Annotated in this window: 23 protein-coding genes; 14 read left to right on the top strand and 9 right to left on the bottom strand. The window is 55.6% G+C overall.

Features of this window, described 5'->3' with window-relative positions; genetic code table 11:
• Positions 1-38: 38 nt before the first annotated feature.
• The 4 genes from WJU22_RS12025 (at position 39) to WJU22_RS12040 (ending at position 4115) form a co-directional block, all read left to right on the top strand.
• Positions 39-1553 (top strand): sensor histidine kinase, encoded by a 1515-nt coding sequence (locus WJU22_RS12025; RefSeq protein ID WP_341843476.1) that lies wholly within the window; start codon positions 39-41, stop codon positions 1551-1553.
• On the top strand, positions 1550-2752 hold the full coding sequence (locus WJU22_RS12030; RefSeq protein WP_341843477.1) for a DUF4407 domain-containing protein: 1203 nt from the start codon (positions 1550-1552) through the stop codon (positions 2750-2752). The genes WJU22_RS12025 and WJU22_RS12030 overlap by 4 nt, the downstream gene beginning before the upstream one ends.
• A gap of 17 nt (positions 2753-2769) precedes the next feature.
• Positions 2770-3474, top strand: a complete 705-nt coding sequence (locus tag WJU22_RS12035) for a LytTR family DNA-binding domain-containing protein (protein ID WP_341843478.1) — start codon at positions 2770-2772, stop codon at positions 3472-3474.
• 164 nt (positions 3475-3638) lie between these two features.
• Positions 3639-4115 carry a DUF4920 domain-containing protein gene (locus WJU22_RS12040; RefSeq protein ID WP_341843479.1) on the top strand — a complete coding sequence of 159 codons (477 nt, stop codon included), beginning with the start codon at positions 3639-3641 and terminating at the stop codon, positions 4113-4115.
• A 68-nt stretch (positions 4116-4183) separates the two neighbouring features.
• Here the strand turns inward: WJU22_RS12040 and WJU22_RS12045 are convergent, their stop codons facing one another.
• The 3 genes from WJU22_RS12045 to WJU22_RS12055 all read right to left on the bottom strand — a co-directional run bounded on the left by WJU22_RS12045 (position 4184) and on the right by WJU22_RS12055 (position 5495).
• A complete protein-coding gene (locus WJU22_RS12045; RefSeq protein ID WP_341843771.1) occupies positions 4184-4726 on the bottom strand; it encodes an alpha/beta fold hydrolase in 543 nt (180 codons plus the stop codon).
• On the bottom strand, positions 4723-4875 hold the full coding sequence (locus WJU22_RS12050; protein ID WP_341843803.1) for a hypothetical protein: 153 nt from the start codon (positions 4873-4875) through the stop codon (positions 4723-4725). Before WJU22_RS12050 ends, WJU22_RS12045 begins: the two co-directional genes overlap by 4 nt.
• A gap of 236 nt (positions 4876-5111) precedes the next feature.
• Positions 5112-5495: a VOC family protein gene (locus WJU22_RS12055; protein WP_126247149.1), complete on the bottom strand. Its 384-nt coding sequence runs from the start codon at positions 5493-5495 to the stop codon at positions 5112-5114.
• 203 nt (positions 5496-5698) lie between these two features.
• On the opposite strand from WJU22_RS12055, the gene recQ reads away from it, so the two are divergent.
• From recQ to WJU22_RS12070, 3 genes are all read left to right on the top strand, one after another.
• Positions 5699-7867, top strand: a complete 2169-nt coding sequence (gene recQ / locus WJU22_RS12060; protein WP_341843480.1) for a DNA helicase RecQ — start codon at positions 5699-5701, stop codon at positions 7865-7867.
• A gap of 114 nt (positions 7868-7981) precedes the next feature.
• Positions 7982-9010, top strand: a complete 1029-nt coding sequence (locus tag WJU22_RS12065) for a sugar phosphate isomerase/epimerase family protein (RefSeq protein ID WP_341843481.1) — start codon at positions 7982-7984, stop codon at positions 9008-9010.
• 78 nt (positions 9011-9088) lie between these two features.
• Complete coding sequence (locus WJU22_RS12070; RefSeq protein ID WP_341843482.1) at positions 9089-9403, top strand: hypothetical protein; 315 nt, start codon at positions 9089-9091, stop codon at positions 9401-9403.
• Positions 9404-9501: 98 nt separating this feature from the next.
• On the opposite strand, the gene WJU22_RS12075 is transcribed toward WJU22_RS12070, so the two are convergent.
• On the bottom strand, positions 9502-10278 hold the full coding sequence (locus WJU22_RS12075; protein ID WP_341843483.1) for a FecR family protein: 777 nt from the start codon (positions 10276-10278) through the stop codon (positions 9502-9504).
• Positions 10279-10481: 203 nt separating this feature from the next.
• Here WJU22_RS12075 and WJU22_RS12080 point away from each other — a divergent pair, with 203 nt between their 5' ends.
• On the top strand, positions 10482-11660 hold the full coding sequence (locus WJU22_RS12080; RefSeq protein WP_341843484.1) for a proline dehydrogenase family protein: 1179 nt from the start codon (positions 10482-10484) through the stop codon (positions 11658-11660).
• Between the two features lie 220 nt (positions 11661-11880).
• Here the strand turns inward: WJU22_RS12080 and WJU22_RS12085 are convergent, their stop codons facing one another.
• Both WJU22_RS12085 and WJU22_RS12090 read right to left on the bottom strand, forming a co-directional pair.
• The gene (locus WJU22_RS12085) at positions 11881-13170 is read right to left on the bottom strand and encodes a RagB/SusD family nutrient uptake outer membrane protein (RefSeq protein ID WP_341843485.1); all 1290 of its coding nucleotides are present in this window, start codon (positions 13168-13170) and stop codon (positions 11881-11883) included.
• Between the two features lie 25 nt (positions 13171-13195).
• Positions 13196-16159, bottom strand: a complete 2964-nt coding sequence (locus WJU22_RS12090; RefSeq protein ID WP_341843486.1) for a SusC/RagA family TonB-linked outer membrane protein — start codon at positions 16157-16159, stop codon at positions 13196-13198.
• A 694-nt stretch (positions 16160-16853) separates the two neighbouring features.
• Between WJU22_RS12090 and WJU22_RS12095 the strand changes: the two genes are divergently transcribed.
• Positions 16854-17648 (top strand): thymidylate synthase, encoded by a 795-nt coding sequence (locus WJU22_RS12095; RefSeq protein WP_341843487.1) that lies wholly within the window; start codon positions 16854-16856, stop codon positions 17646-17648.
• A complete protein-coding gene (locus WJU22_RS12100; RefSeq protein ID WP_341843488.1) occupies positions 17645-18136 on the top strand; it encodes a dihydrofolate reductase in 492 nt (163 codons plus the stop codon). The genes WJU22_RS12095 and WJU22_RS12100 overlap by 4 nt, the downstream gene beginning before the upstream one ends.
• Positions 18137-18183: 47 nt before the next feature.
• Here WJU22_RS12100 and dnaG read toward each other — a convergent pair whose 3' ends face one another.
• The gene (dnaG, locus tag WJU22_RS12105) at positions 18184-20184 is read right to left on the bottom strand and encodes a DNA primase (RefSeq protein ID WP_341843489.1); all 2001 of its coding nucleotides are present in this window, start codon (positions 20182-20184) and stop codon (positions 18184-18186) included.
• Positions 20185-20412: 228 nt separating this feature from the next.
• Here dnaG and WJU22_RS12110 point away from each other — a divergent pair, with 228 nt between their 5' ends.
• Positions 20413-21585, top strand: a complete 1173-nt coding sequence (locus WJU22_RS12110) for an acetyl-CoA C-acyltransferase (protein WP_341843490.1) — start codon at positions 20413-20415, stop codon at positions 21583-21585.
• An 84-nt stretch (positions 21586-21669) separates the two neighbouring features.
• Entirely contained in the window at positions 21670-22653 is a 984-nt protein-coding gene (locus WJU22_RS12115) for a pyruvate dehydrogenase complex E1 component subunit beta (RefSeq protein ID WP_126247137.1), read from the top strand.
• A 141-nt stretch (positions 22654-22794) separates the two neighbouring features.
• On the opposite strand, the gene cysM is transcribed toward WJU22_RS12115, so the two are convergent.
• Positions 22795-23679 (bottom strand): cysteine synthase CysM, encoded by an 885-nt coding sequence (cysM, locus tag WJU22_RS12120; protein WP_341843491.1) that lies wholly within the window; start codon positions 23677-23679, stop codon positions 22795-22797.
• Positions 23676-24485 carry a serine O-acetyltransferase gene (locus WJU22_RS12125; protein ID WP_425165451.1) on the bottom strand — a complete coding sequence of 270 codons (810 nt, stop codon included), beginning with the start codon at positions 24483-24485 and terminating at the stop codon, positions 23676-23678. The genes cysM and WJU22_RS12125 overlap by 4 nt, the downstream gene beginning before the upstream one ends.
• Positions 24486-24668: 183 nt before the next feature.
• Here WJU22_RS12125 and WJU22_RS12130 point away from each other — a divergent pair, with 183 nt between their 5' ends.
• Positions 24669-26045 carry a sigma-54 dependent transcriptional regulator gene (locus WJU22_RS12130; protein WP_341843492.1) on the top strand — a complete coding sequence of 459 codons (1377 nt, stop codon included), beginning with the start codon at positions 24669-24671 and terminating at the stop codon, positions 26043-26045.
• Positions 26038-26691 carry an alpha/beta hydrolase gene (locus WJU22_RS12135; protein WP_341843493.1) on the top strand — a complete coding sequence of 218 codons (654 nt, stop codon included), beginning with the start codon at positions 26038-26040 and terminating at the stop codon, positions 26689-26691. Before WJU22_RS12130 ends, WJU22_RS12135 begins: the two co-directional genes overlap by 8 nt.
• Position 26692: the final 1 nt, after the last annotated feature.

The raw sequence follows: 26692 nt of genomic DNA on the forward strand, positions 1-26692 counted from the left end.
GGCGGGGCTTTGTTAATATTGCATCAAAGAAATCTTGCATGAATAAGTTACAAAAGGTGGAAATATGGGCGGCTACGGGCATTTACCTGCTGGCTTTATTCACGATCCTTTTCCCTGTACTGTCTGACGACGGCCGGTATTCCGGTTTGGCCTGGATGTACGAAAATAATGGTGTGCCGTACGATCATTTCCTGCATGCCGTCTGGCCCGGCCTGCTCACATACACCGCCATGTACGGGGGCTTCATTTTGCTGAATTTCCGGGCCATGCCCCAGTTCGTGGAACACCACCGGTACTGGCGCGGCATCGCCATCTCGCTGGGTGTAGCGGTCGGCGCTTTCCTCATGCTGATGGTGGCCGAAAGCTGGAAGTACGGCTACCGGACCGATTTTTCCAGTGTACGCGCCTTTCACAACTGGTGCGCCGGCCGTGCCCTGATCATCGATTTCGTGTGCCTGGTGGCATTCGCTTTTTATTCCGGCATGAAATCCCTCCTGCTCGCAGGCGCCGAAAACGGCTGGGGCCGCCGCATCGCCGGCATCAAGATCCCGGCAGACATGGTCATCCTCGTCATCGTCTGGCTCGCCGTCACGTTCTTTTTCATCCTCGACCGCCATCCCGCCCGCACCAACCTGTTCTTCTGGTCGGCCGGCTGCTATATCATCTGCTACTATTTCATCAGCCGCCGCTTTTTCGGCCCGCTGCTCCGCAAGGAGCGCCACTGGAAAGAGCTACTGCCCAATGCCATCATGGTATTCCTCATTACCTATGTATTGGCCTGCGTACTGGCAGACGCTTCTACCAACATCAGCCACATGGCGCCATTCTACATCCTGATATTCGTGTGCCAGTTGCTCATGGTGATCCCCCTCGCCTGGTGGCTCACCTGGGCCACGCTCAGCCAAAAAAATGAGGTGTTGACCCTGGAGAAAGCACTGGGTCGCTCTTCCGCCAATCTGGACTTCTTGCGCTCCCAGATCAACCCTCATTTCCTTTTCAACGCCCTCAACACCCTCTACGGCACCGCCCTCCAGGAACAGGCGGGCCGCACCAGCGAAGGGATCCAGAAGTTGGGAGACATGATGCGCTTCATGCTCCACGAAAACACGGAAGAAAAAATCCACCTCAGCAAGGAAGTCGGGTACCTCCAGAACTACATCGCCCTGCAACGCCTGCGCACCCAGGAATCGCCCGACATCAAGATCGAAGTCAACATCCAGGACGCCAACTGCGAGCACGCCATCGCCCCCATGCTGCTCATCCCGTTCGTGGAAAACGCCTTCAAACACGGCATCAGCCTGCGAAACAGGTCGTGGATCGTAGTGTCGCTCTCGTGCGACGATCATCATATCTATTTCGATGCCTACAACAGCCTCCATCCCAAAAGGGAAAACGATCCGGAACGCAACAGCCTCGGCATCGGGCTCAATAACGTCCGCCAACGGCTGCAGCATATTTATCCCGGCAGGCACGAACTGTCTATCCGCGAAACAGCATCGGAATTCTTCGTTCACCTGACCATCAAATCCGAAAAAATAGTTCCATCAGCATGACCGACACCACGCAACAACAAGATCACCGACCGGTAAAAAGCAAAGAACCCGATGGCTGGAGCCGCTTCCTGTGGTGGCTCGCCGCCGCAGATCCCGAAGTGCTGGCAGATTGCCGCGCAGACCGCGAAAGGTACCGCATCATCGGCCTGGCGGTGCTCGTGACGGCCCTTTTCGCCACCCTGGCCTGGGGGTATTTTTTCTCCACCGTCGTGAAAGACGACCTGCTCAATTACGGACTGGCCCTGTTTTTCGGGTTCGCCGTACTCTGTATCGACAGGAGCCTCATCGCCGCGATGCAGCGCAACGGGAAAGTACAGGTGCTGCCCGTCGCCTTCCGCCTCATCCTCGCCATCACCATCGGCCTGTTCATCTCGCAGCCCGTGGTGCTGATGCTTTTCCAGAAAGACGTGCAGGCGCAGATGGTGGTAGACCGGCAAAAGAAGATGGAAGATTTCCGCAAACAGCAAACCACCTATAATTCCGAACGCACCACGCGGCTGCGCACGCAGCTGGTGGGGCTCGATAAAACGCTCGCCGACCGCGAAAAGCAGGTGAAAGACTACAAAGACGCCTACATCCGCGAAACCGACGGCACCGGCGGCTCCGGGAAGATCGGGGAGTACGCCATCGCGAAAGTGAAACGGAACGAATACCTGAAAGCCGAAGACGAATTGCGGCAATTAAGGTCTGAAACCGCCACCCTCCGCGAAGGTCCGCTGGCAGAACTGGCGCTCATCCAGGCGGAAGACAGCACCCGCGAATCGGCCTACCGCGCTACGTTGACAGACGGGTTCCTCGCGCAGGTAGAGGCGCTCAACACGCTCACGGAAGAAAAACCGCCGCTCAAACAACGGTACCGGCTCATCGTATTCATCATCACCCTCATCGAGATCATGCCACTGTTAACCAAGCTCATGATGCCCAAAGGCGAGTACGATGCCCGCCTGGCGGCCATCACCGCGTCCAGCATCAACGAATCCGAACTGTCGGCCGCACAGCAAAAGCAATTGCAGCAACATTTTACCGAAGGCGCGGGAGCGGCAGACAAGGAAGTGATGGACCATATTTTCGGGTTGACGGCTTCCGCACGGCGCCGGGAATCGGAAAAACTGGTGGAGGAATGGGAACGGGCCGACGGACGGAGCTTCCGCAAACTCTGGGCTTCCGCGCGGAGGCTGCTATTACTCCATAAAGCCTGAAATCGTAAATTGTGCTTATGAAAATGACAGCCATAGCGATAGACGATGAGCCCGTGGCGCTTTCGGTGATCGCCGCGCATGCGGAGAAAGTACCTTTCATGGAACTGAAGCGCACGTTCACCAACGCTTTCGAAGCCATGGACTACCTGCGGCGCGAGAAGATCGACCTGTTGTTCCTCGACATCAAAATGCCCGATATTTCCGGGCTCGATTTCCTGTCGGGCCTCCACGAGCCGCCCATGACCATTTTCACGACGGCGTATTCCGAACATGCCGTGCAGAGCTTTGAGCTGGACGCGATCGATTATCTCCTGAAACCCTTTTCCCTCGCACGTTTCCTGAAAGCCTGCAATAAAGCGCACAGCCTGTTGCTGCTGAAGCAGGACAAACCCTCCGCTGTTCCCCAACCGCAGGATTACATTTTCGTCAAAAGCGGGTACGAGCAATGCAAGGTTGCGTTCCAGGACATCCATTACGTGGAAAGCGCCGGCAATTACGTGCAATTCGTGCTGGGCGACCGCAAGCTGCTCAGCCGCCTTTCCATGCAGGATGCGCTGGACCTTTTGCCTGCTGGCCAGTTCACCCGGGTGCACCGGTCTTACATCGTCGCCAATGCGCGGGTAGACCGCATCGACCGGAACAGCGTGTATGTGGGGAATACGGACATTCCCATCGGTGCGGCATTTGCGGAAGCGGTGGGGAAGATCAGCGGGGAGGCATAAAAATACGGGCGCCGACATAGCGAACGCCCGTTTCAGATGGTGTATCCGGTGGGTCGGTTCCCACGTTACAAATATATATTATAACTGTTCATAAATTAAAAAATAACCATGGCCCGGGGGCGGATTTTGCGCCGTATATTTGAGTACCGTAAATCAGCTTACTTATGAGAAAAATCCTTTTCCTGTTTGCCGCGGCGCTCCTGGCCGCAGGCGGGGCTCAGGCCCAAACCCAGATCGCACCTGCCGCACCCGGTGTTACATACGGCAAATCCATTGACGCACAAGGCGCTGTGGCGCTGAACGATCTCGAAAAGCAGATCGGGTCAGACACTTCCTATACCGGCAAGATCGAAGGCAAAGTGGTGGAAGTGTGCAAAAAGAAAGGCTGCTTCATGAAACTGGAGCGCGAAAACGGCGAAGCCGTGATGGTGAAATTCACGGATTACGCGTTTTTCATGCCGCAGAACATCGTGGGCAAAACCGTGGTGCTGGAAGGTAAGGCGAAAGTGACGGAAACTTCCGTGGAAAGACTGCGCCATTACGCGGAAGACGCGGGCAAAAGCAAAGCCGAGATCGAAAAGATCAATGCACCGAAGAAAGACATCGTGATCGTCGCCGACGGGGTGGTGGTCGTAAAATAATGGCCGCGCAAGCGGATGCAGAGGGCGTTCCCGGCCGGGAGCGCCCTTTTTTTATCCCTGCGCCGCCGTTACAGCGTCATGAAAGACCGGATCTCCCAGATCAGCACGGCTTTGTTCACTTTCTCGATGGGGTGCTTTGTTTCGGGCAATACCACCATGGAGCCGTTTTGCAGGCTGCGGAAGATGCCCAGCGTTTCTTCCACGCTGACCATATGGTCGCGGTCGCCCACCATGAGCCGCACGGGGATGTCTACCGCGGTAACGGTTTCCGGGGTGAGCAGGGGGCGCTGGCCCAGGGCTTCCATAAGGCCTACGGTGGCGGGCAGGAGGGGTTCCCAGGCCGAGGGGCCGTGGAATTCGGCGAGCTGGTTGACGAACGCGGGGGCTTTTTCGCGGAGGAAGTCGGCGTTGAGCGTCCGGGCTTCTTTGGCGGCCACGTCGGGCGTCCAGTCGAATTTGGTGCCGAGGGTGAGGATGCGCGAAATGGTATCCGGCGCCTGGATGGCGGCCTGCAGGGCGATGTAGCCGCCCATGCTGTAGCCGAAAACAGCCGCAGGGCCGATGTTTTGGCTCCGGATGTAATCGATCAGCTGACCCGTGAGGGCTTCTATGCGGAGGGGGCTTCCGGTAACGGCGTACCACCGTGCCCGTACAGATTGAAACGGTAAACGGTGTACTGGTCTTCCAATACAGATGCGATGCTGTCGAAATGCTGGACAGCGCCCAATGCGCCATGTAGTAAGATGAGGGCAGGTTTCATGCGGAAGCGGGGTTTTAAAAAAATGTATGCGAGTCAACGAATTTAACTATATTTATGTAAATCTGAATCTGTCTTCCTCAACACATTGATTATCGTCGCTTAACATACATTATTTTCCATCTAAAAAACGCATTGTCCTCTCGAAAACCCTACGGAGCAGAAGGAATGTGAGTCTTAATGGATAATATCCGCAGCGGGTCCGCTGCGGTTTTTTTTCGCCGCTTCCATCAGGAATTTTACGCGCTGATCTGCTGTCCGAACTGGATCAGATAACCATTGTTGTCGTAAATCCCGAATTCGCGCATGCCATAATCGAAATTCTGAACGGGGAAGCAAATCTCCGCACGGTCTTTCACCTTCTCCCACAATTCATCGATCCCATCCATATGAATATAGATTTCACCGGTGAAAACGGGCTCTTCGAAAGGCGTTGAGCTGCCGAAAGGATATTTCGCCTGCGGATGCACCAGTTGCATGGTGACTTTGTCTTTCTGAATAGACGCGAACTTCCATTGTTCGTCCAGCGCCTTACAGGTAAAATCCAGCACGGTAACATAAAAGTCTACCGTTTCCTGGAGTGATGGTGTAGCCAGTGTAGGAATGGGTGCCAGCAGTTCCATAAGTTCTCTGTTTGGGTAATTAGTGCGACAGTTGTAATAGTTGTATCAGTCTTGCTTTCTTGCTTTTTCGATTTAGTATTGAAGTAGCTTCGACTCTCGTTCTAAATATAACAGAATTTTTCTTTCCGCCCATGGTTGTTGATGTTAAATTTATGCACATCCTTTTATGCTATATTTGCCCGGAAGCTAAATTTTAGTCGGGTATGCAGTCTTTGTTCGCGCTTCTGAAACAACATTTCGGTTATACGCAATTCCGTCATAATCAGCAGGCTATCATCGAGCACGTGCTGAATGGGGGAGATACGATGGTATTAATGCCTACGGGCGGTGGTAAATCCATTTGCTACCAATTGCCAGCTTTGGCGCTGGAAGGCGTCACCATCGTTGTTTCCCCGCTCATCGCCCTGATGAAAGACCAGGTAGACGCGCTGCGGCAGAACGGGATCACCGCTGCCTATCTCAACTCCACCCAGTCGATGTCGGAACAGCAGACCGTGATGCAGATGATGCAGCTCGGTCAGGTAAAACTGCTGTACCTGGCGCCGGAACGGCTGATCGGCGAAGCCAATTTCATGCAATGGCTCGCCACGCTGAAAGTTGCGCTGTTCGCCATCGACGAAGCGCACTGTATCAGTCACTGGGGCCACGATTTCCGGCAGGAATACCTGGCGCTGGGGCAACTGAAAGACAAATTCCCCGGCGTGCCCGTCATCGCGCTCACCGCCACGGCAGACGGCATCACGAAACAGGACATCCTCGACAAGCTCCGGCTCCGCAACCCCGCCGTATTCGAGAATTCCTTCAACCGGCCGAACATCCACTACAGCGTTCGCCCGAAAAAAGACCATTACCAGCAATTGGTGGAATATCTCCGCCAGCACCCGGACGATAGCGGTATTATTTATTGCCTGTCGCGCTCCGGCACCGAATCGCTCGCGGAAGACCTCCAGTCGGAAGGCTTCTCCGCCGCCGCCTATCACGCCGGCCTCGAACGGGCGCTGCGCGAAGAGCGGCAGGACCGGTTCCTGCGAGACGATATCCGCATCATGGTGGCCACCATCGCCTTCGGCATGGGGATCAACAAAAGCAACGTGCGGTTCGTGGTACATGCAGACCTGCCCAAAAACATCGAAGGATATTACCAGGAAACGGGCCGCGCCGGCCGCGACGGCCTGCCTTCCGAAGCCATACTGTTCTACAGCGCGGGAGACGTTTTCAAGATGAAACGCTTTGCCAGCGTGGATGGCAACGAAGAACAATCGGCTGTGATGCTCCGCAAACTGGAACAAATGGCCGGTCTTTGTGAAACGATCACCTGCCGCAGGCAATACCTCCTGCGGTATTTCGGCGAAGAATCCCCCGACGCATGCGGTAATTGCGACATCTGCCAGGGCCAGTACGAAAAGGCCGACGGCACCGTGGCCGCGCAGAAGCTGCTGAGCGCCGTATACCGCCTCCAGGAAAGGTTCGGGCTGAATTACGTGGTGGATTTCCTGCGCGGGAGCGCCGGCGTCCGCGAAGCGCACCAGGAAATCAAAACTTACGGCATCGGGAAAGACATCGGGAAAGACCAATGGAAACAATATGCCCGCGAGCTCATGCAGTTGGGGTTCCTGGGGCAGTCGACCGGTGAATACCCGCTCCTCCGCCTCACCGATACCAGCTGGAGCGTGCTCCGCGGCGAAGTGCAGGTGCAGTTGACGGCCCAGGTGGCCGCTCCGCAGGGGAGTGCCATGCAATCCGGATCGTCCCGCCATACGGGCGACATTCCGCAGCCCGTGCTGCTGGCCGAACTGAAGCAGTTGCGGCGGAGCCTGGCGGAGAAGGAACGTGTGCCGCCGTACATCATTTTCTCCGACGCCACATTGGCCGAGTTGTGTTCCTGGCTGCCCCAGAGCATGGGGGAACTGGCGCGGATCTCGGGTTTCGGGGAAGTGAAGCTCGCCAAATACGGCGAACCTTTCCTCGAAGTAATGTTGCAATATTGCCAGCGCCACGGCCTCCAGAGCCAGATGCACCTCAAGGCCGGCAAGGCCGTCAAGCCCCGCAAATCGAAGCCCGAAACGGGCAACAGTCAGCGCGCGAGCCTGCAGTTGTTCCAGGACGGCATGGCGGTGGAAGAGATCGCCGCGCAAAGGGGGCTCGCCATTTCCACCGTAGAAAGCCACCTCGCCGATTTTATCCGGAAAGGGGAGCTGGACATCCGGGAAATGGTGCCCGACAGCGGCCGCCTCGCCTGGATCCTCCGGGCCGTCGAAAGCGCCGGGGCGCAGGGGCTTACCCGCATCAGGGAACAACTGGGCGATGAAGTGGGGTACGGCGAAATCCGCGCCGTCCTCAATTATTATTACTGGCTCCAGGAACAGGCCTGATCCCCGAAAGGCATTTGATTTACTGTTTTTTTTGCTTAATTTGTTTGATACTTCCACGTTCACGGAGTTTAACGTGTAGTCTTTACTGTTTCATTACTTCAAATCTTTACACCCATGTCATCATCCACGAACCGCAGACATTTCTTACGCCAGATCGGTTTGTTCACGGCCGGCGTTACCCTCGGGCCCGCATTCCTCACCGCCTGCAACAGCGGAGGTACCTCCGGCAATGCAGACTCTGCAAAAGCAGACAGCACCGGCGCCACCGGCACGGCGAAAGATCTCTTCTTCAAGATTTCCCTCGCAGAATGGAGCTTCCACAACGCCCTGTTTTCCGGTAAAATGTCTAACCTCGACTTCGCCGAAAAAGCGAAAAAAGATTACGGCATCACCGGCGTGGAATACGTGAACCAGTTCTTTAAAGACAAAGCCAAAGACAAAAACTATCTGGCCGATATGAAGAAACGGGCAGACGACAACGGCGTTACCTCCGTGCTCATCATGTGCGACGGCGAAGGCGAATTGGGCGACCTCGATCCCAAGAAACGCACGCAAGCCGTGGAGAACCACTACAAATGGGTGGAAGCCGCACAGTTCCTCGGTTGCCATTCCATCCGCGTGAACGCGGCCGGCCACGGCACGGCAGATGAAGTGAAGAAAGCCGCCATCGACGGCCTCGGCCGCCTCACCGATTTCGCGAAAGATTTCAACATCGGCGTGATTGTGGAAAACCACGGCGGATTCTCCTCCAACGGCATCTGGCTGAGCGACGTGATGAAAGGCGTGAACAAACCGGGTTGCGGCACTTTGCCCGACTTCGGCAACTTCTGTATCGAGCGGTCCAAACCCAAAGACAATACCCCCGAAGCATGGCACGCCACCAAGTGCATCGAAGAATACGACCGCTACAAAGGCGTAACCGAACTGATGCCCTTCGCCAAAGGCGTTAGTGCCAAAAGCCATGATTTTGATGCCAATGGCAACGAAACGGAAACGGATTACAAAAAAATGCTGCAAATTGTCAAAGCAGCAGGATATACCGGTTACATCGGCATAGAATATGAAGGAATGAAAGACGCGGAAGACGCGGGCGTGCGCAAAACGCTCGAACTGCTGAAACGCGTGGGCATGGAACTGAGCTGACGAACAATTGGCCCGGCCCATTGTTTTTAATAAGCGCTACAAATTCATCGTAATATGATCACAAATCCAGGACACAATATGACAACGCTATCAGACGTAATGGAAGTACTGAAGGAAAGAGGCGTAGACCATGAACTGCGGCTCATGGAAGACGGGAAGCTGCTGGACACGGATTCCGGCCGCACTTTCAGCGCAGATGGGGTGAAGATCATCCGGACCTACCGGTTCGAGGGCGAATCTAACCCGGACGACGCGGCGGTGCTGTACCTGCTGGAAAACGCAGAAGGTATCCAGGGTTACATCATTAACGCTTATGGCGCATATAGCGACTACGACGGCGATATGTTCGATAATTTTATCCGCAATCTGCCGGTCGAGGAGCGCGAATGGTAGCGCCGGGCCTGAAAAAATACAAAGGGTGACGATCTGCATCGTCACCCTTTTTTATTGCCCCTTATGCCGGGGCTTTTTTCCAGAGGATATGGAATTTGTCAGAATTTGATCACGACTTTGTCACGTGTGATCCGGTAAGTGAAGCCCATACTGTCTTGCAGGGCTTCCAGCATTTCCCGGAGGGTTTCTTTGCTGTACTCGCCGGTAATGTTGCGGGACGGCTCGCTGCGATTGCCTTTCACTTCCATCTCCACACCATACCAGTCTTCCATCTTCTTTAACGCCGCAGGCAGCGGAGTATTGTGGAACACGAGGCGATTATTGAGACAGTCTTTCTGCTCTTCCAGCTCGAAAGTTTCCTTTTCCATGAGGTCGATCATCTTGTTGGCGAGCACGCTTTGGCCCGCCACCAGGTCTTCCGGCTGGTTGTCGGAAGGGGAGTGGTATGATTTGCGGACGTGTGCGGAGCCGCTGAGCACGTAGCAGAAAGCGCCCTGTTGGGATTCGAGGCTATGCAGGCGGAAAGTAGCGCCGGGCGTGATGGTCTTGAGCTTGTCTGTCCAAACCGTGAGCGGCTGGCCCTGGGGCACGGAGAAAAACGCCTCCCCGTCGAGCACCAGCTCCCGGCGGCCGGGATAGTCGGACGGCATGTAGAGGCGGGAGCGGGAATTGAGGATGACCAGCGTACTGTCTGGCAGGCGTATCGCTTTCCTTTCCCCGTAACGGCTCTGGTAGAGTTTATACCGGATGCCGGGCTGCAACATGGCGGAGCTCCGCTGGTGGCGGCCGGCCAGGTAGTAAAACACGCCTCCGGATATGAGCATGACGAGTATCAGCGCGAGGGCAACAGGTTGCCAGTTGCGCCGCCTTTTCATATACAGTGGAAATCGTGGCCGTCTGTTTTGCTTGATTCGTGCACTCATGGTTGGGAATAAAAAGATTTGGTGTACGTCCCGGCTACAATATAGTAAAAAATTCGGCTGGACCCTTGCTGGCTCCCGTTCTTGTATGTCAGAAATTGATCATAAGTAAAAACTGATTTTTTTAGAAGGGATCGTTCCCCTTAACTTTGCGGGCCATGGAACAACAGCTACCCTTATCGTTTGAGAATACAGCCATTGCGTTCGAGCATATGTCGAACAAGGAATTGAAAAGAGCGAATTTTCTGTTCAGCAATATCGGCAAGCCCTGGCTGGTAAAATTCGGCGCCTTTGCCACACCGCTGGCCTTCAAGCTCCACCTGCCCGTGAAAGGCCTCATCAAAAGCACCATCTTCAACCATTTCTGCGGAGGCGAATCCCTCGAAGAAGCCGTTCACGCCGCAGAAGCCCTCGGCCGTTTCGGCGTTGGCGTTGCGCTCGATTATGGTGTGGAAGCCCTCGAAGGCGAAGAAAATTACGATAAGGCGGTCCCCGAGTTCCTCCGTGCCATCCAATACGCAGCCGGCAAACCCTACATCCCGTTCCTCCCCATCAAAGTCACCGGCTTCGCAAGATTCAGCCTGCTCGAAAAAATCCACGCCGGAGAAACCCTCCCGGCCGACGAACAAGCCGAATTCAACCGCGTCCGCGAACGCATCCGCACCATCTGCGCCGCCGCCGCCAAAGCGAAAATCGCCGTGCTCGTAGACGCCGAAGAATCATGGGTACAACAACCGGTAGACGATCTCACGGATGAAATGATGAGCCAGTTCAACAAAGACAACGTATTCGTTTACAATACTTTCCAATTGTACCGGCACGACAGGCTCGAATATCTCAAAAAATCTTTCGACCTCGCCAAAGCCAATGGTTACCTCCTCGGCGCCAAGCTCGTTCGCGGTGCTTACATGGAAAAAGAACGCAAACGCGCGGAAGAACTGAGCTACGAATCGCCCATCCAGCCCAACAAACCTTCCGCAGACGAAGATTACAACGAAGCTCTTACCTTCTGCCTGGACCGCATCGATTCGCTGGGCCTGTTCATCGGCACGCATAACGAAGACAGCTGTATGCTGGCCGCCCGCCTGATGGACGAAAAGAAAATCCCGCATAATTCGCCCCGCGTCAGCTTCTCCCAACTCTACGGGATGAGCGACAACATCACTTTCAACCTCGCCCACGCCGGCTACCGCGTCTCCAAATACCTGCCTTACGGCCCGGTGAAAGACGTAATGCCGTACCTCATCCGCCGCGCACAGGAAAACACTTCCATCGCCGGGCAAATGGGCCGCGAGCTGGGCTTGATCCGTAAAGAGATGAAACGCAGGGGTTTATAAAATATTTGTCGTGAAAAGACAACCGCTTCCTCCTGGGAGCGGTTTTTTTATTTCCGTTCAGCCTGTAACATTCGGGAGATATGGTACGTTTTACGCATAACTGACCCGCCCATACCCAGGCGGCGTTAAACGGAAACCATACTTATATTCTTTTGCCATGTAAAAGAATAGAGGGCGCCTAGCAAGGGCGCCCTCTTTATTTTTCACTGTTTTCTTTAAATCAATTCCCTTCCGTCAGCGGAACGGGAAATTTGTCCCACACTTTATCGTTCGGGCGGGGATTGGGCAGCTCGCCCAGTTTGTTGTACCGGCGCATATCTATCCACCTGTGGCCTTCGCCGAAGAGCGAATACCGGCGGTTGTAAAGTAGCTCGGTGATGAGCGCCGCCTGGGTGATGCCACCTGCATATGGCGTCAGGTTATGCTCGTCCCGGATAACGTTAAGGGCTACGATGGCATCGGGGATCTGGCTCAGCTGGATTTTCGCTTCGGCGTAGATCAGGATCAGTTCCTCGTTGCGGATGATGTACACCGGCGCTTCGTTGCCTTTGTGGATCCATACGTCGCGGTTGCCGACGAGGCCCAGCTGGGTGGCCGGCTCGGTGCGCAGCGTGGCTTTCCCGATACGGTCGTCGCCGGGTTTGATGTCGGCCGCGTAATAGGGCGTAGCCACCCTGAATTCGCCGGAAGTCGTGTTCTGCGGCAGGAAGAGCGGGTTGAGCTGGTCGCCGGATTTGTTGCTGAAGGAATGGTAGTACCCATTGTCGAACGGACCGTTCAGATCGAAAAACGACTCGTTCAATGCTGTCAGCGCCGCTGCCCACTGTTGCCTGTAAATGGCCACCCTGGCCGCAATGGCACGATTGAACTTGAGGAGGCTCGCGGCGTTGATGTTGGTGCCGATCGTAACCGGGAACGCGATCTCGGCGCCGGTCAGGTCAGCCTTGCCCTGGTCGAGCAAAGCCGCAATATCCGCCAGCGATTCCGGGTATCCCTTGATGGGCCCGATGTTGTTCGGGTCTTTCACATCCGTCCGGATACCGTTCGTATACGTCATGTTCAGGTTCATGAGCAACTGGTAAGCCATGATGGTTTTGGTGTAACCGGTATAGCCTTTCTTCTGCGCGTCTGACAGGTACGTGGCATTGGCGACTACATCCTGGATGATGTTTCCCTGGCGCACCACGCGGTAACGGGCGGCCCAGGGGTTGGTAATGTAGAACGTGTTGTTGTCGAGCGTACCGTCGCCCATCAGTTCTTTGGTGTACCGGGGCTCGGAGGCCGACATGCGGTAGATTTCACGGCCGATGAGGCCGATGGCGTCGTAGTAGGTGGCAAGACTGTTCCGCGTACCCGATTCCAGGCCTACCATGAGGTTGTCGAGTTTCACCTTGGTGCCGTTCCGGATGGCGTCGTCTACGATGGGACTGTTAAGGTTGGGGATTTCGCCCTTCTGGCAGGCCGCCAGGCCGATGAGCGATCCCAACAATATGATCAGATGCTTTTTCATGTTGAATTCTTTTCGGATGAAACAATCAGAACGTTACGTTCACGTGGAAAGTGGCGCGCTTCGATGCCGGGTAAGGCATTACTTCCACGCCGGAGGAAAGGCCGTTACTGCCTCTCGAGGTAGCGGTGGAAATGGTGTTGGAACCGAAGTTGGAAGATTCCGGATCGTAGCTGTCGTACTTGGTCCAGGTGATCCAGTTGTTCAGCGACGCACCGATGTTCACGCCGGTAATGTATTTGTTCCGCGGGATGGGCACGTCGTAATACAGCCCCATTTCACGGATGCGCACGTAAGACGCGTCCTGCACGAAGCCGGCGGCAAAGCCCTTTCCGAAAGCCTCATTGCGGTCGTCCCCATCCTTGATGCCGTTGCCGTTCTTATCGTCGTCATAATCGGGCGAAGTCTGGTTCAGATCGTTCAGCAGCTGGGTGAGGTTGATGTTGTCTCCACCTTTCTTCCAGTGCAGCATGAACCGGAAGCTGAAACGCTGCAGGAAATTGAATTCGTTGAGCGTGCTCAGCTGGAAGTCGGGTTCCGAATTCCCCAGCACGGCGGTCCCTTTGCCGATGCCGATGGTACCGATGATCTGGGTGGCGGATTTGCCTTCTTCGATATAGAAGTTGCCCAGCGAGTTGCCGAATGCGCCCATGGGGAACGGCGGGATCAGCAGCTTGGTGATCTTCGACTTGTTTTTCCAGAAATTGACATGGGTGTTCCAGCGGAAATTCTTCTTGTTGACGGGGAGGGCGCCGATCCCGATTTCGATACCGGTGTTCTTGAGGTCGCCCGCATTCAGCCACTGTGCCGTGAATCCGGTAGAGGGCTGGAGGTTCCGGCGGATGAGGAGGTCGAAGATGTTTTTGTTGTAATAGGTGGCCTCCAGCGTCAGTCTGCCGTTGAGGAAGCTCACGTCCACACCGGCTTCGAATTCGGTCTGTTTTTCCTGCTTGATGTCGGGGTTCCCCAGCTGGTTGTCGACCAGCACACCGCCGTTTCCGCCGATATTGCTGGGCAAAGCCGCCAGGAACCGCGCACCGTAAGGCGCTACGTTGCCCGACTGGCCATAGGCCGCACGGAGCTTCAGGCTGTTGATGAGTTGCATCTTCCAGAAAGGCATCTTCGCGATGTTCCAGGAGGCAGACGCCTTGGGCAATGCGTAGTATTTTTTCCAGTCGCCGTTATTGGTAGAACGGTCGAGCCGCAAGCCCACGCCGAGGGTAATGGCGTCCATGATCAGCAGGTCTTCCTGGATGAAAATACCGTTGTCGCGGTACTTGGTCCGGAACTGCTGTAAAGCGGCGTTGGCGGCCATGTCTACGTTGGTTTGCAGCGGCGTGGTATTGGTGGCCGTGGCCAGGATGAGGTCGAGGTAATTGGTTTCCAGCGTAGCGCCGAGCGAAGTCGTGAAGTTCAGCTTGTTGTTAGCGGCGAACTGGTTCACGAGGATGCCGGCCAGGTTGGAATTGAGGTTGCTCGTATTCCCCTGGATGGAGGCGCCTTCGAGGTTGTCTTTCATGAAAGGCAGGGACCGCGGGAAGATGGCTTCCGTTTTCAAATGGAAGAAATCGACCCCGCCGCGAACGATGAGGCGGGTATTGCTTTTGGGGCTTTCCTGCAGCAATACCTTGATTTCGCCGCCGGTGATCACACGGTTGACGGTTTCGTTGTTCCGCATTTTATCCCGCGTTTCGATGGGGTTCTGTGCGCCCACGAGGATCGGGTAGTTGCCGTTGGCGTCGGGCAACAGGGGCACGTATTCCGGCGCGGCGGAAAGGGCAACGCCGTAGCTGATGGAGTTGTTGTCGTTATTGGTGAGCCCGCGGTCGGAGGAGGTTTTCATGTACGTGGCGCGCAACCCAACGGAAATGCGGTTGTTGAGCTTGTGGTCTACGTTCAGCCGCAGCGAATTGTTGGAATAGCCGGTGTTTTTGATGATGCCGTCTTCGTCTTTTCGGTTGGCGGAGAAGAAGACCCCGGTGCGTTCGTCCCCACCGGAAACGCTCACGTTCGTATTGAGCAGGAGGCCTTTTTCGCCGTACATTTCTTTTTCGTGATCGTACAGCTTGCCGGCGTTCCTGGCGGCGATGAAAGCATCCCTGGCCGCCGCGCCGCCTTTATCGAAAGCGGTCTGTTCGGTGAAATGCCGCATGCCGAGGAGCTTCCGGGCCTGCGTCCACCCCACGTCCTGGCGCGCCTTCACGATCGTGCGGCCGGCCTGTCCTTTTTTGGTGGTGATGATGATCACGCCTGCCGCGGCTTTGGAGCCGTAAATGGCGGCGGCCGAAGCGCCTTTCAGTATTTCGATATTCTCGATATCGTCCGGGTTGATGTCGGCCACACGGCTGGAGGGGTTATCCTGGTATTGCTCGTTCCCCGCGCGGGAAGCGGCCGTGATAATGTTGAGGCTCGCGGGAACGGAGACGTTGCTGATGAAAATCCCGTCTACCACATACAGCGGCTGGCTGTTGGAGAAGATAGACGTTACCCCGCGCATTTTAACGGACATCCCGCCGCCGGGCGCGCCGGAGTTGGCGGTGATCAGTGCTCCGGGGATCTTACCGCTCAAAGCGGCGTCGAAGGTTTGGGCGGGCGCCATGCCGTAAAGTTCTTTCGCGGAAATGGTGGCCACGGCGTTGGCGAGGTTGCTACGCTTTACGCTGGTGGCCAGGCCGGTGATCACTACTTCGTCGAGGTTGGCGAAGTCTTCTTCGAGCGTAATGGCCATGGCGCTGCCGGAGGCCGCCTGCGAAACGGTTTTGTATCCCGTGAAGGAAAATACGAGCGTGCTGCCGGCCGGCGCATCGATGGCGAAGCGGCCCTGTACGTCGGAAACGGTCCCGCGGTTGGTATGCTGGATACGGACGGTAACACCGGGCAGTCCATTGCCCGCATTGTCCGTAACGCGGCCGCTTACACGCTGCTGGGCTTGCGCGGAAATCGCGCTGCAAAGCAGGAGGAGCAGCCAGGTACATTGTTTAAGGAAATGCATGTTCTGGCGATTTAGAGGTTAGTGAAATGATGGGAGGTTGATAAATCGTAAGTTACTTGCCGTTGCTGCTAAGGATCAGTGGCGCGTTGAAGCATGATTCGATGGATTTAGAGGTTGATAATAAACGATTCAGGGGCAGGCAGGCGATGGGGCAAACAGCTTTCCGCACGCGTTTGCACGCGCGAAAAATCGCGGAACTCAATGGCGCGACGCCGGCGGGTTAACGTCGGCTGTTTTCCGGTCCGGATGCTTTTGCATGTTTGATCATTGCGTACCTGCGTCTACAGTGCGCGGGAATTTGCCCGCTTCACGTGATATGGCCTTTCTTCTACATACATCGGTGCTGAAATTGTCTTGCCCCTGGCTCGATCCAGCTGCTTGTTAGGTCCTGTTTTCCATTACATGGTGATGCTCATAATCGGGTTCAGTTCCAAGTGCTGTTTTTCAATTGGTTAAATGTCGGAATCACTGCTAATTTTTCGGTTCGATCTGTTGTAACACGACGGGGCAAGTCGCACCTTCGCAGATTAACGAAATTTATGAAAAACGAGATTTGTTTATGTGGGGGGATTCCGTTATATTATTTCATCCCGCTATTTGTATCGCCCTGCTATCCTGCTTCAGCCACTTATCCACATATGTCAGGAGAAAACTGGCCGGTAATTCTCTATTTACCATTAAGTTTGCAGAAGCTATGCAACAGTACAAAGACCTTCTTCAACATATTCTCGATCACGGGGCCGACAAAACGGACCGTACCGGCACCGGCACCCGGAGCGTATTCGGTTACCAGATGCGGTTCGATCTGCAGGCCGGTTTCCCCATGCTCACCACCAAGAAACTGCACCTCAAATCCATCATTTACGAACTGCTGTGGTTCCTCCAGGGAGATACGAACGTCCGCTACCTCCAGGAGCACGGGGTCAAAATATGGGACGAATGGGCCAACGCGGAAGGGGACCTCGGCCCGGTATACGGTAAACAATGGCGCAGCTGGGAAGGGGCCAACGGTAAAACGTTCGACCAGATCAGCGACGTCATCGCCCAGATCAAAAAGAACCCCGACTCCCGCCGCCTCATCGTAAACGCCTGGAACGTGGCCGATCTGCCGGATATGGCCCTCAGCCCCTGTCATTGCCTGTTCCAGTTCTACGTGGCAGATGGCAGACTGAGCTGCCAGCTCTACCAGCGCAGTGCCGACGTTTTCCTCGGCGTTCCCTTCAACATCGCGTCTTACGCGCTGCTGACGCTCATGATCGCACAGGTTTGCGGCCTCCAGCCGGGTGAGTTCGTGCACAGCTTCGGAGACGTTCACCTGTACAACAACCACTTCGACCAAGCCCGCCTCCAGCTCGAACGCGAACCGTTCCCCCTGCCGGCGATGAAAATCAACCCGGAAGTGAAAGACATTTTCTCCTTCAAATTTGAAGACTTCACCCTGGAAAATTACCAGTCGCACCCTCACATCAAAGCCCCGGTAGCCGTATGATTTCCGTAATAGTAGCCGCTTCTGAGAATAACGTCATCGGTATCAACAACCAGCTTCCCTGGAAACTGCCCGACGATTTCAAGTTCTTCAAAAATACCACCTACGGTTTCCCGGTCATCATGGGCCGTAAAACCTTCGAATCCCTGGGCGGCGCCACCCTCAAAGGCCGCCACAACATCGTCATCACCCGGCAAACCGATTACGCGCCCAGCGGGGTTTCCGTCGTGCATTCCCTGGCAGACGCCCTCGAGCTGGCGGACCAGGACGATGTGAAAGAATATTTCGTGATCGGCGGGATGGAAATCATCAACCAGGCCTGGCCCCAGATCCAGCGCATCTACCTCACCCGCGTCCACACCACCGTGGAGGGCGACGCGTATTTCCCCGACATCAACCCGATGGAATGGAAGCGCGTCCACGCGCAGGAACACCCGGCCGACGAAAAGCATGCCTACGCCTTCACGTTCGAAACCTGGGAACGGAAATAATTCCTTAAAAAATAATGGGAAAGTGCAGCCGGAAAAGGCTGCATTTTTTATTTGAAGATCACCGTGCCCACCGTTTCCGTCAGTTCCTTCATGATCTGCTTGAGATGTTTGTCCATCTCCAGGCAGCGGATCTGCGCCTCGAAATCGGTCGCCGTCTGCATTTCCTGCTGGTTTTCTGCGATCAATTTCTGGATTTTGCGGATGATGAGGTAATTGGTGGTGCTCACGGTATCGCGCCGGAAAGCATCGTCGCCATACACGGTCTTGATCTCGAAACGCTCTCTCCAGGCGGCGCTCAGCTCGGCTTCCTTGTCTTCGAGGATGATGGCCACGTTGCGCGCCACGTCATTGTCCGGGTGGTAGAGGAAGAGTTTTTTATCGGGAATGGAGCCCTGGTCGTAGTGCTCCTTGTATTCCCGCAGGATGCGTTTCACGATTTCGTTTTCCGACAGCGATTCGAAATCGTAGGGGAGGTGGAAGATATAATCCGCCACGGTGGTCTGCTGTTCGTCGTCGAACAGTTTATCGCCGAACCGCAGCAGGATCTTGATGAGCTCGCGCTCCTGGCGTTCGGAGGTATTGAAAATGTTTTCGGTAGACGCGGCCGGCGCTTCCGCTCCGTCGGGGAAGTACTCGGGGTACATTTCGGCCAGGGACGGACCGTCGTCCGGTGGCGGCGCATCGAACCCGCCTTTTTTCTTGTTGCTGTTCTGTTCGTTGAGCGCCTGTTTGGAAAGGCGTTCGCGGATGAATTTGTTGACCAGGTCTACCAGCCTTTCTTCGTCGATCTTCAGCAACTGGCTGCACTGGCGGATGTAGTCCTGCTGGCGGGTGAAATCCTCGACTTTATCGATCCGCGCGATGGTTTCCGCGATCTCGTTCACGAGTTGCGATTTGCGCGTGGTATCGTTGCCCGCTTCCTTCATGGAAACGTGCAGTTTGAAGAGGACGAAATCCTGTTTGTTATCCGCTATGAACTGCCGGAAACCTTCCGCGCCGATCTTCCGGACGTAGCTGTCGGGGTCTTCGTTATCGGGGATAAGGGCAAGCTTCACGTTCAGGCCTTCTTCGATGGCCATGTCCAGCCCGCGGAGGGCGGCTTTCACACCGGCATTGTCGCCATCGTACAGGATGGTGAGGTTGTTGGTGTATTTCTTGATGAGCCGCAGCTGGTCGGTGGTGAGCGATGTGCCGGAAGAGGCTACCACGTTTTCGATACCGGCCTGGTGCAGGGAGATGACGTCGGTATAGCCTTCTACCAGCAGGCATTCATCGAGTTTGTCGATGGCGTGCCGGGCGAAGTAGGTGCCGTACAGCACCTTGCTTTTGACGTAAATATCGTTTTCCGGGGAGTTGATGTATTTGGGTGCGCGGTCGGATTTGACGAGGATGCGCGCGCCGAACCCGAGCACTTTACCGCTCTGGTTGTGGATGGGGAAGATGACGCGGCCGCGGTAGTTGTCTATCGGCTGATCGTTGCGGACGGTCACGAGGCCCGTTTTCTGGAGGTATTCCAGGTTGTAGCCTTTGTGCTGCGCTTCGCGGACGAAAGCCTCCCGGAGGTTCAGCGCGTACCCCAGCTGGAATTTGCGGACGATCTCCTCCGAAAACCCGCGTTCTTCGAAATAGGAAAGGCCTACGTTCTGGCCTTCGTCGGTCTCGAAAAGGGTTTTGACGAAATAATCCCGCGCGAAGTTGTTGATAATGAAGAGGCTGTCGGCCATTTGCTGCCGCTGCTTCACTTCGGGGCTTACTTCCGTTTCCTCGATTTCCACCTGGTAACGTTGCCCCAGCCACCGGATGGCTTCCACATAGGAGTACTTTTCGTGCTCCATGACGAAGTTGATGGCGTTCCCGCTTTTGCCGCAGCCGAAGCATTTATAGATTTCCTTGGTGCCGGAAACGGTGAACGAGGGCGATTTTTCGTTGTGGAAAGGACAGAGGCCCATGTAGTTGGCGCCTCTTTTCTTCAGTTTCACGAATGCGCCTACCACATCGATGATATCGATGCGGTGGAGGATGGTTTGTATGGTAGCCTGGGAGATCAATGCCGGTCTGCTGTTATCGAACGTCTATCAAATTACTAAAGATTTTGCTACGGAATCGTCAAAATGGCCTTTCAATTTTTGAAAGATATTCAGGCGGCCGGGCAAAATTTTCAGCAATGAACCAAATGCAAACTTAACGCAATTTTTCGGGACGGTCCGCCTTTTGGCCACCGCGTCCCAAATCGGTATATTTGTCAGATTCCACCAAAACATTCGGAAAATCAAGTTATGAAAGAAGTATTTATCGTATCCGTAGCCAGGACCCCCATCGGGGCATTCAACGGCGCTTTGGCGTCCGTTCCCGCCACTACTTTGGGTGCTACGGTCATAACAGCTGCACTGGAGCGCGCCGGCGTTGCGAAAGAGCAGGTGCAGGAAGTATATATGGGCAACGTGATCAGCGCCAATACCGGCCAGGCGCCCGCCAACCAGGCGAGCCTCTACGCAGGGCTGCCCAACACCGTTCCGTGCACCACGGTTAATAAGGTATGTGCGTCGGGGATGAAAGCCATCATGCTCGGGGCCCAAAGCATCCTGCTCGGCGATAACGACATCGTGGTGGCCGGCGGCATGGAATCCATGAGCAATATCCCGTATTATCTCGATAAAGCCCGCAACGGCTACCGCCTCGGCCACGGCGCCGTGATCGACGGTATCCTGCGCGACGGCCTGTGGGACCCCTACAAGGATTTTCACATGGGTAACGCCGCCGAAATCTGCGCCACGGAGTACAAAATCTCCCGCGAAGACCAGGACGCCTACGCCAAACAAAGCTACCAGCGCGCCGCTGAGGCCTGGGAAAAAGGATATTTCGCCGGGGAAATCGTTCCCGTGACCACCGGCGGGAAATCTCCTGTGACCGTGAGCGACGACGAAGAATATAAAAAAGTGAACTTCGAGAAAATGGCCACCCTGAAGCCCGCATTCCAGAAAGACGGTACGGTGACGGCCGCCAACGCCTCCAAGATCAACGACGGCGCCGCCGCCGTGGTATTGGCGAGCGGGGAGAAGGTGAAAGAGCTGGGCCTCAAGCCGTTAGCGCGCATCGTAAGCTTCGCCGACGCCAGCCAGGCACCGGAATGGTTTACCACCACGCCCGTAAAAGCCGTCAATAAAGCCCTCGCAAAAGCGAAACTGGACATCGGGCAGATGGATTTCGTGGAGATCAACGAAGCGTTTTCCTGCGTTGCGCTGGCCAACGAAAAAGACTTGGGCATCCCCAACGAAAAGCTCAACGTATGGGGCGGCGCCGTAGCCCTGGGGCACCCCATCGGCTGCTCCGGCGCCCGTATCATGGTAACGCTCACCTCCATCCTGCAGCAGAAAAACGGCCGCTACGGCGTAGCCGGGATCTGCAACGGAGGCGGCGGCGCCAGCGCAATGGTCATAGAGAAAATCTAATTCCTTTGCTTTTTGGGAAACAAACGATAAATTTGCCCTGCCTTTTCAAAAAGGAACATCATTAAACATATAGTAAAGAATCAAATGCGTCAGATAGCCTTCAGACAAGCCTTAAGAGAAGCCATGCAGGAAGAAATGCGCCGTGACGAACGGGTGTTCCTGATGGGAGAGGAAGTGGCAGAATACAACGGTGCCTATAAAGTTAGCCAGGGAATGCTCGATGAATTCGGCGCCCGCCGCGTGATCGACACGCCGATCGCCGAGCTGGGCTTCACCGCCATCGGTGTAGGCGCCGCACAGAACGGCCTCCGTCCGATCGTGGAATTCATGACCTGGAACTTCGCCGTACTGGCGCTGGACCAGATCCTCAACACCGCCTCCAAAATGCTGGCCATGTCTGGCGGACAGGTTGGCTGCCCCATCGTTTTCCGCGGCCCCAACGGTTCCGCAGGTCAGCTGGGCGCGCAACACTCCACCGCATTTGAAAATTATTACGCCAATATCCCCGGCCTGAAAGTAGTGTCCGTATCTAACCCTTACGACGCGAAAGGCCTTCTCAAAGCCGCTATCCGCGACGAAGATCCCGTGGTTTTCATGGAATCCGAGCAGATGTACGGCGATATGGGCGAAGTTCCGGAAGAAGAATACATCATCCCCATCGGTAAAGCGGATATCAAACGCGCCGGTAAGGACGTGACCATCGTTTCTTTCAACAAAATGATGAAAGTAGCCCTCGGCGCCGCCGAAGAACTGGCGAAAGAAGGTATCGAGGCCGAAGTGATCGACCTCCGCACCATCCGTCCGCTCGACTGGTTCACCATCCTGGAGTCGGTTAAGAAAACCAACCGCCTGGTGATCGTGGAAGAACAGTGGCCGTTCTCCAGCATCTCTTCCGAGATTTCCTACCGCATCCAGAAAGAAGGTTTCGACTACCTGGACGCGCCCATCCGCCGCATCACCGCGCAAGACGCTCCCATGCACTACGCGCCCAACCTCGTGAAACTGTATCTCCCCGACGTGGAGCGTACCGTGAAACTGGTGAAGGAAGTGATGTACATGAAAAAGTAAAAGTCAACTTTACAGTGCATAATCATAGCTGCGCTCCACACCGGGGCGCAGCTTTTTTTGCCCCGCCCCGAAACGCAGACCGCGCCCCAGTGTGAGGCGCGGCCGGATTGAGATTGATGGTTGATGATATAGAAAGCTGAATTATTTGCCGAAAAGGTCGGTACTGAGGTAACGGTCGCCGCGGTCGCAGATAATGGCCACGATCACGCCGCTCGTCAGTTCGTTGGCGAGCCTTACCGCCGCGGCTACCGCTCCGCCGCTGCTCATGCCGCAGAAAATGGCTTCTTCCTTCGCCAGGCGGTTCGACATTTCGCGGGCTTCCGCTTCTGAAATATCCATGATCCGGTCTACCCGCTGCCGCTCGAAAATCTTGGGCAGATAAGCTTCCGGCCATTTGCGGATGCCGGGGATCTTGCTCCCGTCCGTCGGCTGGCAACCCACGATCTGCACCGCGGGGCTCACTTCCTTGAGGAACCGGGAAACGCCCATGATCGTGCCTGTGGTGCCCATGGCCGATACGAAGTGAGTGATGCCGTGATTGGTATCCCGCCAGATTTCGGGGCCGGTGGTACGGTAATGCATGCCGTAATTATCGGGATTGGCGAACTGGTTCAGCATGTGATAGCCGCCTTTCGCCACCTGCGCATGCGCATAGTCGATCGCGCCTTCCATGCTTTGCTCTTTCGGGGTGAGGGTGACCTTTGCGCCGAAAGCTTCCATGGTGAGCACGCGCTCGCGGGTTGCGTCTTCGGGCATGACGATCTCTATTTCCACGTTGAAAAGGTTCGCGATCATGGCCAGCGCGATGCCGGTGTTGCCGCTGGTGGCTTCGATCAGCTTGATGCCCGGGCGGATCTCGCCGCGGTCGAGCGCGCCCTTGATCATACCGTAGGCGGCCCTGTCTTTCACGCTGCCGCCGGGATTGGTGCCTTCCAGCTTGGCGTAGATCGTAACGTCCGGGTTTTCAGGGATGCGCTGCAGGGCAACCATGGGTGTGTTGCCCACTAAATCCAGTACTGTGCTCATTGTTCGATTACTTTTATGCTACCGTCTGCTTTGTAATAAATCCTGGAATGAGGGTCCACCGATTTGATGAGCCACACGTTCCCGCCGATGACGCTGTGGTGGCCGATGATGGTGTCTCCGCCCAAAATGGTGGCACCTGCGTAGATCACCACGCCTTCTTCGATGGTGGGGTGGCGCTTGGCGCGGGCCATCGATTTGTCGATGCTCAATGCGCCGAGCGTTACGCCCTGGTATATTTTAACGTGGGGGCCGATGACGGTGGTTTCACCGATCACGATCCCCGTGCCATGGTCTATACAGAAATACGGCGCGATCTCCGCCGCGGGGTGGATGTCGACGCCCGTTCGCGCGTGCGCGTATTCGGTGATGACGCGCGGCAGGAGCGGCACTTCCAGCAGGTGGAGCGCATGCGCCACGCGGTACGCCGCAATCGCCGAGAAGCCGGGGTACGCCCGGATCACTTCGTATAGGCACGTGGCGGCGGGGTCTCCCTGGAAAATGGCCTCCGCATCCTTCGTCAAATCCCCGTATATGCCCGGCACCATCTCCATGAACTGGCGGCTCACTGCGGGCGGGGCTTCGGGCAATTGCGCCGAAATATGCTGCAGCAGATCGTTCAGCTGCGTTTCCAGCCGCACCGCGTATTGCTCGATGGCCGCATCGTCCAGCACCCGGCCGTTATGCTCCGGAAACATCCAGCTGATCAGGTCGCTGCAAAACTGCCAGACAGCTTCCGAACTGGGATATGGCACAGCGCCGGCAGCAGCGTGCCGCTGTTTCAGTAATTCGAGTAGTTGGTGCATCATAACGTTTAGTTACCTGTGTCGGGCTAAAATTACTGATAAAACCGACAAGATTGGTAGACTTTATTTGCCTAAAACGCCCGTCCGGGGACATTTTTTTGTTCCGCTGCCGTTTAAAGTAAGTGAATAGTGCTACATCGGCCGTTTTCCGTTATTTTTGCCCTGTTCAAAAATATAGACAATCTTATGGCCAACATTCTGATCATCGACGACGAAAAGAGCATCCGCAAAACGCTCAGCGAGATACTCAGCTACGAAGGATATAAAATCGACGAAGCCGCCGACGGTGCCGAAGGCTTCAAGATGTTCCAGGCCAAAACCTACGACGCCGTGCTGTGCGATATCAAAATGCCGAAAATGGACGGGCTCGAATTCCTCGAAAAAGCCCGCGAAATCAACGGCGACGTTCCCATCATCATGGTTTCCGGCCACGGAAATATCGACACGGCGGTAGACGCAGTGAAGAAAGGCGCGTTCGACTATATCTCCAAACCTCCCGACCTGAACCGTTTGCTCATCACGCTGCGCAACGCGCTCGACAAAACCACCCTGGTGGCCGAAACGAAAACGCTGCGCAAGAAAGTGAACAAAACCCAGGAAATGATCGGCGAATCGGGGCCCATCTCCAAAATCAAGGAAACTATCCATAAAGTGGCGCCCACGGATGCGCGCGTGCTCGTGACCGGCGAAAACGGCGCCGGCAAGGAGCTCGTAGCCCGCTGGATCCATGCATTCAGCAACCGTGCCAACGGCCCGCTCGTTGAAGTAAACTGCGCCGCCATCCCGTCGGAGCTTATCGAATCCGAACTGTTCGGCCACGAAAAAGGCTCGTTCACCTCCGCCGTGAAACAACGCATCGGCAAGTTTGAACAAGCCAGCGGCGGAACACTGTTCCTCGACGAGATCGGCGATATGAGCCTCAGCGCACAAGCCAAAGTGCTGCGCGCCCTGCAGGAAGGCAAGATCACGAGAGTGGGAGGGGACAAGGAAATCAGTGTGGATGTTCGCGTAGTAGCGGCCACCAATAAGGATTTGCTGAAGGAAGTGGAAGACAAGAACTTCCGCCTCGACCTCTACCATCGCCTCAGCGTGATCCTGATCCACGTGCCGTCGCTCAACGACCGCCGCGACGATGTGCCCCTGCTGGTAGACCATTTCCTCGACCTCGTTTGCGCGGAATACGGCATGGCCCGTAAAACGGCAGACAAAGACGCGATGAAGGCGCTCCAGAACCATCAGTGGACGGGCAACATCCGCGAACTTCGGAACGTGGTGGAAAGACTGGTGATCCTTTCCGGGAAAACCATCACGGCAGACGATGTGGAAAATTACGTGGTACCTAATCACGACAAAAAAAGCCACTACCTGAATGACGAGCTGCTCGTTTTAACGAAGCTGCACGATTTCCGGGACGAAGTGGAAAAGATATTCATCGAATTCATGTTGCAAAAGAACGGATGGAACGTGACGAAAACCGCACAGGCGCTGGACATCCAGCGGAGCCATCTTTACAACAAGATGGAACGTTACGGCATCCGCAAAACAGCCGACGGGGATGAGTAAAAGACACATATACCTGATCAGTGGCCTGGGCGCCGACGAAAGGGTGTTCGAACGGCTGGTGTTCCCGGCCGATTGCGAAGTGCATTACCTTCCGTGGATCCCGCCCCTCAACGCCGATGAGCCCATCAGCGAATATGCAGGCCGCATGGCCCGGAGGATCCTCCACCCGGAGCCCATCCTCGTCGGACTTTCTTTTGGCGGCATGATGAGCATCGAGATCGCCCGGCAGTTGCCGGTGAGGCAGGTGGTCCTCATCTCCAGCGTCAAAAACCGGCAGGAATTACCGCCATACTACAACAACTTTGCGCGAAAAGTTTTGCGCCGCCTGCCCGACAGGCTGCTTTTCACCAACCGCCGCTTCATCGTACAGCTGTTCATGCAATGCCAGAGCACGGAAGAGCGGTTGTTGCTCAACGATTACCTGGGCAAAAAAGACCTCAGATACATGCGCTGGGCGCTGAATTCCATCCTGCAGTGGAACAACGAATGGATGCCGCCCGGCCTCCTCCACATCCATGGCAGTTCGGACAGGCCGTTCCCGCGGCGCTATGTTACCCCTACGCACACGATCGTCAAAGGCGGGCATTTCATGATCATGAACCGCGCGCCGGAAATCAGTAATATTCTGGAAAAAAATCTGCTGTAAA

This window comes from Chitinophaga caseinilytica (assembly GCF_038396765.1).
Taxonomy (GTDB): domain Bacteria; phylum Bacteroidota; class Bacteroidia; order Chitinophagales; family Chitinophagaceae; genus Chitinophaga; species Chitinophaga caseinilytica.